Raw genomic sequence first — 8027 nt, 5'->3', positions numbered from 1 at the left:
TGAAAGCTTAAAGCACAATCTTAAACTTTATTTTGCGTATTAACTTAAATGAATGGATGTTTGAGGATACGGAACATTTGTTTTTTATTTGTATCCAGAAAAGAAAATGCTAAAGTTTTCTTTTATAAACTAAATAAAACATATTGTAGGTTCCACTAGGTTTGTCTCATTGATTGGAAAATTATTGAAGTAGCGGTATCTACAAGCGAGGCTTTTAAGCTTGAATTACTTGAATTATGACTAATTTTCCCAGATATATCTCTAATCGAATTCAAAACGCAGAATCTCAGACTTTTTCTGCAACAGTTACCAAGATAGGTGTTGGTAGCATTGCATTGGGACTTATGGTCATGATAATAGCATTTGGTATCTTGTTTGGATTTAAAGATGCTATTCGACAAAAACTGTTTAGCATCACTCCACACTTAAGAGTAGCCAAATTTTCTGCGAATGAATCGTATGAGGAATATCCAATTACCAAACATACAGATTTGTATAGGCATTATAAAAATATTCCAGACATCAAACATTTACAGGTTTCGGCTCAAAAAGCGGGTATTCTAAAAACACCAGACGAAATGCTTGGAGTCGTTATGAAAGGGATTAGTCGAGATTTTGATACTACCAGTTTCCGCTCGGTTATGGTTGATGGTAACCCAATTCAATTTAATGATACCACTTACTCTAAAGACATTTTGATTAGTAGAATTATAGCTGATAAACTTAGATTGAGTGTTGGAGATAATGCCATTATTTATTTTTTGAATGCCCCCGATCGTCCACGAAAGTTGAATATAAAGGGTATCTACGAAACAGGTTTAGAGGAGTTTGACAAAACTTTGATTATTGGTGATTTGGGTTTGATTCAAAAAATCAATGGATGGGGTGCCGACTCTGTGGGCTCGTATGAGATTTATTTGAAAGATTTTGAGTCTATACAAAGTTCCTCAAAAGTGGTGCAAGACAAAATGCAACCCGATATGAAATTGGAAAAAGTTACGGATAAGTTTATGGGGCTGTTTGATTGGCTCGGTATGCTTGATCGAAATATGGTTATTTTTCTGACACTTATTTTGTTTGTGGCTTGTTTTAATATGATATCTATTTTGCTAGTCCTAATGATGGAGCGTACTCCGATGATTGGCTTGTTTAAAGCGCTTGGTAGTTCCAACTGGCAAATCAGAAAGATATTTATCTGGAGTGGCTTTTTGATGATATTTAAGGGTATGATTTGGGGTAATATTATTGGGATTGGGTTCTGCCTGATACAACAATATTTTAAGCTTATTCCGCTCGACCCTGCCAACTATTATATGAATACCGTACCAATAACAATGAATTGGGGTGTTATATTATTGCTCAATTTGGCTACTGTTACATTAGTATTATTAGTTTTATTGATTCCTACTTTTGTCATTACTAGAATTCATCCGATTAAAGCCATAATTTTTAAGAAGTAAAAAGGTTTCGATGTGACTTTTGGAAAAGTAATCGTCTGATAGAATAGAAGGTACATATTCCTTCATGCTATATTTGATCACTTTAATTATTATTCACATGAGAAAGTTTTCTTTAGTTGTTTTGGCTATTTTTATAGCCAACTGTTCTCTTATTGTCTCTAATTTACACGCACAAACCTCTCCGTGGAGTATTGGTGTTAAAACAGGCTTTGGCTCAATTATTGGCGATTCACAGGCTTTTACAGGTAGTTTGACGTATGGCGTATTCATCGAAAAACGACTTACTGACAAGTTTTCATTGGGGGCAAATTTTGATTTTGGTTCTATTTCCACGAATGCGTATACTGGATATAATTATTCGGGTACAACTAATTTCTTTCAAACATCCATCTTAGCAAAATACCAATTAGGAAAAGGTGAAGGTAAAAAGCCTACCTTCTCTCCATTTGTTGGTCTGGGCGTTATTGCTTACAATCCAAAGGTAAGTCTAAATGGAAGCGTGATTCGTTATGCAGATGGTACAGCAAGTAGTCCAGAAGGTGTAAGTGACCTAATTATTCCTGTTGGTTTTGAAGTGGGATTTAAGCTTTCTGAAAAAGCAAAGCTTTCTCTAGTTGCTCAAACTGGGTTCGCATTTACTGATCGTTTGAATGGCACAGTAGGTGTAAAGAATCCGTCGGCAAGTACGCCTGATGGTCATAGATTCGTAGGGAAAATTAGTGATATCTCTGGTGCTTCTAGCAATGACTACACCAGCTTCATAGGTTTAAAATTGGGATTTTCTATCGGAAACAATAACGATAAATAATTGATGTAGGATTACGTATAAGGGGATAGGGTGCTTACTTTATCCCCTTTTTGTGTGTGGCTTTATTTCAAAAATCAAGATGATTGCTTGGTTTGAAAGTGCTTCAAAATCTACCATTTCCAAGGAGCGCAGTACGAGTGCATCCTCCGCATGAAGTAGCCTATCCTGAACCTCGAACGCACCATCAACTACATACGCCAAAATATTTTGAGATGGATTGCTCAGTTGGAGTTCACCCTTTTGTCTTCCATCAAATTGACCAATCCATGAAGATGTATTGATGGGCAACAATGTATTCTTATTTTCTTGTATCGAAATATCATTAAATTCTTGGGGTAACAAAGTGGAATACTTTGCTATAAAAAAAGTAACTATTTCATCCTGATAAGGATTATGGATTTCTGTATATACCTCAGCATTTAAGGCGAATGAGTTGTTTTCTTCGATGATTTTAGGTCCAATTTGTATATTTTCTACCCGTAAATCTCCAATAAATGGAATTATCAGAATAGAATGTTTGGAGGAAACTGGAAGACTAAATACACTATTGGGCAACAATAATACTTTTTCTAAATACTCCATTGTGAAGTCTTGTGTCTCCTCTTTTTCCCAAATATGTGTTCTATACAGATGAGGAGTTTGGGTATGTTGCTGCATTTCGGACAAAATTATGCGTCCCTCTGTTTGTACAATCATGATAGTTGGAGTTTTGAGGAAGAAGTACTCTTCAATGAAATAATATTTAGCATGGGTTGGAGAGGGATTAAATCCGTTTCGAGCTCTCCTAAATCTTCTGTAGCACGACTAATGAGTAATTGATTATCGATAGTATCAATCCAGAGGAGAGGTTTGCTATAAAAATAGATAGCAATTTTATGTTGCTGCTTGTCTGTGATATGAGACTGAATAATTTCAAATTTAAAGTTTTCGAAGGGCAAACATAACTTGCCAAAGGCATTCACAATTTCAGGTAAGATACCATTGAGCTGTTGGATATACCCTACAGCGGCGGTACTCACTAAGAATTGAAGCTTTTCTGCCTGTGGATTTTGCTCGATAATTTCGCGATAAGTTTTTAGTACTCCTGCCTGATTATAATATTGAGCTTGCATGAAAAACTCTTGATGAGTATCATCAAAAACATATTTATCCCACAGTTTAGTGGAGTTCGCATCTATTATTTTACGATAACAAAACTGAATGATTCCTTTAGACATAGCTGTTTTTTGAAATTTGAATTGAAAAAAGCAAAAAGTATTGTTAGTGATTAGGTAATTAAGAAAGGAATCAGTTTTTGAAAAAAATCAAAAAGGTAAAGAAAAATTGCCAAAAACTGAGTAGCTAGAGCATGAGACAATTTGCCTCATGCCTCATAATTATGCTGAAACTACAATATTATGTGTCAATACATAGCCGTCTGTAGTGTTACCTGTTACTGTTGACATTTCATAAGTTACACCATCTCCAAAAACATTATCTTTTGCGTTGGTGGTATCAGCTTGTCCATGACTTTCATATACGCCTTGTGCATAAACAATCTTTGAGATATCCTCTGGGAAAGCGATTTGAGTAACTAACAAGGAAGTTCCTGAGCTATTGTAAACGTGTACGTGGATGTGCGGGGCTCTACTCGAATACCAGCCAGGATAAATACTAGTGAAGGTAACTAAACCTGTGCTATCTGTAACTTGGCGCCCTCTTAGGAAGTGCACACTTGTGTAGTTGGTAGTTTGCATACTAGTGCCGCCATATTCCGAATAGTTTCCGGCTGCGTCACAGTGCCAAATATCCACAATAGCATTGGCTAATCCTGCACAACTTGCATTTTTATTTTGGATATTAATTTTAATCGTAAGTTTGGTACCTGTACGATCTGAGGTAATATTGCTCTGTACTAAAGTAGATGGTGACTTTGTTGGGAAAGGCCCTTCTGTTTCGGCAGGAGTACTTGTACAGCTTGTATTCGTAGTACCACTCGTGGTTGTGGAGCCAGAGGTGGTCGTACTACTCGAAGAGGTAGGGTCTACATCTTCAGATTTACAGGCTACTACTTGAGCTGTTAAAATTCCTAGACCTGCTCTTTTCAAAAAATCGATTCTTTTCATAACACAGTTGTTTATCAGATTAAATATCTCTATTTGAGATATATTTTGTTTTTACGATTATGACATAGTCAACGATAAAACCGTTACGAAAAGGCATATTTTTGAGGTGTAGAGTAAAAATGTGTCGGTGAAGAGAATTAATTTAATCAGAAAGTTTAGTCTAAACCTTTGAGTTTGGTCAGTAAAACTTTTTCATAGGTAGGACCAAGAGGTATTTCAAAATTGGGTAAGTAAACCATTCTATTTCTTAGGGCTTTTATTTTGTTAAAAGCTACTATGTAAGATTTATGTACCCGAATAAATTGTTTTTCTGGTAATTTCAATTGAAGATTTTTGAGCGTCATTCGGGCTACAATTGGCTTCCCATTAGCACAATGAATTTTGACATAGTCATCCAGTGCCTCTATAAGTAATATATCATCAAAGGCAATTTGATGAAGGCTATAATCTGCTCGTATTTGTAGATACTCAGGTAAGTTTTTTTGTTCTGGAGTATTCAAAATCTTTTCATGGTATAATAAAGCCTTTTGACAAGCTTGTTCGAAACGCTCAGGAGTGATAGGTTTCAAAAGATAGTCGATAGCCTGTAAATTAAATCCCTCTAAGGCAAATTCACTAAAGGCCGTAGTAAAAATAAGCATAGAGGACTGGGGAATACTTTTAAAAAAATCAATTCCTGAAATAGTCGGCATATTGATATCCAAAAAAATCACGTCAACCGTATTTTCTTCCAAAAAACGATAAGCTTCAGAGGGTTTTGTAAAGGCCTGAATTAAGTCGATATAAGGGATTTTTTTGCATAAACTGCTCAAAACCTTCAAGGCTGGAGGCTCATCGTCAAGGGCAATGGCTTTTAAAGCGAACATCATATCTCTAGTTTTATGTACTCAATAAGTTTGTAAGCAAAATTAAGTTTTCTAGCAATAGGCTTTCTGCTATGGGCATTGGACAAAAATATAACTATTGTTCCTAAAAAAACCATATAACACCCTTTGCCGTGTTGCCTACTTTGCATAACCTCTTTATTTACCTAAATCTATTGTTAAGGATACCTCAAAAAGATGATTTTTGTTAATCTGTAGCGTGTGTTTATTGGGATAATTGAGTTCCAATCTATCTTGTGTATTTTGTAAACCAACGCCTGTACTTTCTCTTGGTAGAATATTAGGATGAATTTTGTTTACAACTAAAAGAGACAATATCTGTTCTCTGATAATCAGATGAATAGCAATTGGAGAATCTTCTTCGGGCGAAATACCATATTTAAAGGCATTTTCTACAATTGATATTAGTAATAAAGGAGCAATTTTTAAAGATTTATTATTTCCTTCCATCTTAAAATCAATTTGAGAGGTTTCTCCAAGACGTAATTGTTGGAGAGCTACGTAATTTTTAAGATAGGTAAACTCTTTTTCTAAATCAACCAAGTCTTCATGTGCATCCGAAATCACGTATCTCATCATATCTGAGAGTTGAAGGATAGCTTTCCCTGAGTGTGGAGCCTCCTCCTCGATACACATCGAATAAATACTATTAAGTGAGTTGAAGAGAAAATGTGGATGAATTTGAGCTTTAAGGTATTTCAATTCTGCATCTGTTTTGGCTTGTTTGAGTGCATCTTGAAACTGTCTGGTTCTAAATAGTGTCGTAAAAAGAATACCCAAAAGGTATAAAATGATAGATTTTCCAAAGTCAAAAATAACGCCTGGAGGATTCATAGGGACATGCGCACCCATAGGAGAACCAAACGGTGGTTGAGGCATTAAATGTGGCGGAGGTGGCAATAGATTATTTTGTGATTCGCCAAGGATAAAAGGCCAGTTAATTTGGTTTGAAATAACATAAATTACACCAAATAATAAAAATAATATTCCAAGAAATGAAAGATATTTCTCTGTCAAATAGAGGCGTGGTGTAAACCAATAATAGTTGGTGTAAAAACAACCAAACATAAGCGAATAGGAAAATAAATTGCTCAATTCGTGCGGATTACGTTTGAGCGTTTCCCATGTCAATAAATCCTCTGGGGTAAAGATATAAATCAGTCCAATAAAAGAAAGGATAGGAATACTTTGCAATAAGATGGTCGATAGTCGCTGTTTCATATTGCAAAGTATTCATAATTTTTGGGATGCTCAAGAGGCCTATTTCACAATCCAACGATTGAGGGTATTATGTGGGCTTTCTAATACAATTTTGTAGAAACTTGATTCGGGAATATCTTTAATAATCAAGTGCTCTTTTGCCAAATCTGTTGTTCCTATTAGTTGATATTGATCTTCGCCACCTTCCTCAAAATGATTAGTCGTACTCAACCAGATTTTCATTTTACCTTTCTTTTCCAATGCTTTCCATGATACTTCAAGTTGATTGTCAAAGATTTTTACTTCTGGCATAATGGCCGAAACGGGTTTATTAAGCGCTATTCCATCTATTTCAAAAGCTTGTTTTTGAGGGAATTTGATAGTTAAAAAATGAGCAATACTCGGCATAATGTCAACTACTGCAGGTTGGTAATCTCTAAAATAAGTGTTGAGATTTTGCGCGTTGGTAGTCATCCAAGTGGTACGTTCACGCTCGGATTGTCCACCGTGGTTTCGACCAGTTTGTGCATCACGCCCGTGGTCGGTTGTGATAAAAATCAACCACTTTTCTTTATGCTTTTTTTCTCTTTCTTGAATGGCCGACCAAACCTTTCCAACTTGTAGATCCACGTACTCGATGGCTTTCTGCATTTGCGGACTGTCACCATATTTGTGTCCCATGTCGTCCGAATATTCCATATAGAGCCATGTCAAATCGGGTGCATTTTCCAAGATTCCTTTTTGGGCGTCGTCGCTTACTTTTTCATCTATTTGGTGAATATACCAACGGTCTTTGTCGTGCTTATAAGTATTGGTATCTAACTCATAACCATCTGAATGAAAATCTACCTTCAGTTGCCTTGTTTGCGCCAACCCATCGCCTACAAGCTTGGTACGGTTGTCGAGCCAAGTAGAATATACCGCAATTTTTTTCTGTGGATATTGTTCTTTTAAAAATCTAAAAATGGTCCAATAATGATAGTTAGGAGCTTTTATGTCATTGTCCCAAACGTTGTGTTTATTAACCCACGTGCCTGTCAAAAGACTATTATAACCAACTGCTGAGATAGTTGGGGTTTGAGAATAAGTCCCTTTTTGCCCCCCTACATAGGCTCGTTTAAAGCCACCAACTTTAGCAACGGCCGATAGGTTAGGAGTAGAGGCTTTCTCTATTACATCCGCCGGAATTCCATCTACGATGATAAAAACCGCTTTTGGCGTTAGTTTTTGAGCAAAAGAAAAAAAAGAATTTAGAAGAAAAAAGAAGATAATTAAAAAGTGTTTTTTCATAAAGGTAGTATCGTTATGGTAAGAAAACTGGGGTTAAGATTCATTGAAACTACAAAATTGTATAACAAACAGACTACTTTTCAAAAGCTTTGGATTAAGCTTAGATTAATTTACCAAGAACCAGTCTTGTAAGGAGTTTTTTATCTAGTATAGAAAGCCTAAATTTGGCAATAGGTAATGCATGGATAAGTAATTGAGTAAAATTAGATTTAATTTGAGGGCTTTAGGCCGTAAGCCTTAGGCAGTAGGCAAAAGTTCCATAGTTTTAGGCGCAAGGCAA

At 35.8% G+C, this 8027-nt stretch carries 8 protein-coding genes; 2 read left to right on the top strand and 6 right to left on the bottom strand.

Annotation, left to right across the window (positions count from 1 at the left end):
• Nucleotides 1-236: 236 nt before the first annotated feature.
• The gene (locus ACOVQ4_RS12620; RefSeq protein WP_421821000.1) at nt 237-1460 is read left to right on the top strand and encodes an ABC transporter permease; all 1224 of its coding nucleotides are present in this window, start codon (nt 237-239) and stop codon (nt 1458-1460) included.
• A 97-nt stretch (nt 1461-1557) separates the two neighbouring features.
• Entirely contained in the window at nt 1558-2268 is a 711-nt protein-coding gene (locus ACOVQ4_RS12615; RefSeq protein ID WP_421820999.1) for an outer membrane beta-barrel protein, read from the top strand.
• Nucleotides 2269-2307: 39 nt separating this feature from the next.
• Here the strand turns inward: ACOVQ4_RS12615 and ACOVQ4_RS12610 are convergent, their stop codons facing one another.
• From ACOVQ4_RS12610 to ACOVQ4_RS12585, 6 genes are all read right to left on the bottom strand, one after another.
• Nucleotides 2308-2964 carry a hypothetical protein gene (locus ACOVQ4_RS12610; protein WP_421820998.1) on the bottom strand — a complete coding sequence of 219 codons (657 nt, stop codon included), beginning with the start codon at nt 2962-2964 and terminating at the stop codon, nt 2308-2310.
• Nucleotides 2961-3485 (bottom strand): hypothetical protein, encoded by a 525-nt coding sequence (locus tag ACOVQ4_RS12605; protein WP_421820997.1) that lies wholly within the window; start codon nt 3483-3485, stop codon nt 2961-2963. The genes ACOVQ4_RS12610 and ACOVQ4_RS12605 overlap by 4 nt, the downstream gene beginning before the upstream one ends.
• A gap of 159 nt (nt 3486-3644) precedes the next feature.
• On the bottom strand, nt 3645-4373 hold the full coding sequence (locus ACOVQ4_RS12600; protein WP_421820996.1) for an intradiol ring-cleavage dioxygenase: 729 nt from the start codon (nt 4371-4373) through the stop codon (nt 3645-3647).
• A gap of 155 nt (nt 4374-4528) precedes the next feature.
• Nucleotides 4529-5242: a LytR/AlgR family response regulator transcription factor gene (locus ACOVQ4_RS12595; RefSeq protein ID WP_421820995.1), complete on the bottom strand. Its 714-nt coding sequence runs from the start codon at nt 5240-5242 to the stop codon at nt 4529-4531.
• 153 nt (nt 5243-5395) lie between these two features.
• Nucleotides 5396-6478: a sensor histidine kinase gene (locus ACOVQ4_RS12590; protein ID WP_421820994.1), complete on the bottom strand. Its 1083-nt coding sequence runs from the start codon at nt 6476-6478 to the stop codon at nt 5396-5398.
• Between the two features lie 39 nt (nt 6479-6517).
• Entirely contained in the window at nt 6518-7747 is a 1230-nt protein-coding gene (locus ACOVQ4_RS12585; protein WP_421820993.1) for an alkaline phosphatase family protein, read from the bottom strand.
• Nucleotides 7748-8027 lie beyond the last annotated feature (280 nt).

The organism is Flectobacillus sp. (genome assembly GCF_049240685.1).
Lineage (GTDB): Bacteria > Bacteroidota > Bacteroidia > Cytophagales > Spirosomataceae > Flectobacillus.
This window is presented reverse-complemented; position numbering and strand designations above follow the sequence as displayed.

Excerpts from the sequence above, each read along its gene's own strand:
- ACOVQ4_RS12620 (WP_421821000.1), top strand. The coding sequence starts at position 237 with ATGACTAATTTTCCCAGATATATCTCTAATCGAATTCAAAACGCAGAA.
- ACOVQ4_RS12615 (WP_421820999.1), top strand. The coding sequence starts at position 1,558 with ATGAGAAAGTTTTCTTTAGTTGTTTTGGCTATTTTTATAGCCAACTGT.
- ACOVQ4_RS12610 (WP_421820998.1), bottom strand. The coding sequence starts at position 2,964 with ATGATTGTACAAACAGAGGGACGCATAATTTTGTCCGAAATGCAGCAA.
- ACOVQ4_RS12605 (WP_421820997.1), bottom strand. The coding sequence starts at position 3,485 with ATGTCTAAAGGAATCATTCAGTTTTGTTATCGTAAAATAATAGATGCG.
- ACOVQ4_RS12600 (WP_421820996.1), bottom strand. The coding sequence starts at position 4,373 with ATGAAAAGAATCGATTTTTTGAAAAGAGCAGGTCTAGGAATTTTAACA.
- ACOVQ4_RS12595 (WP_421820995.1), bottom strand. The coding sequence starts at position 5,242 with ATGATGTTCGCTTTAAAAGCCATTGCCCTTGACGATGAGCCTCCAGCC.
- ACOVQ4_RS12590 (WP_421820994.1), bottom strand. The coding sequence starts at position 6,478 with ATGAAACAGCGACTATCGACCATCTTATTGCAAAGTATTCCTATCCTT.
- ACOVQ4_RS12585 (WP_421820993.1), bottom strand. The coding sequence starts at position 7,747 with ATGAAAAAACACTTTTTAATTATCTTCTTTTTTCTTCTAAATTCTTTT.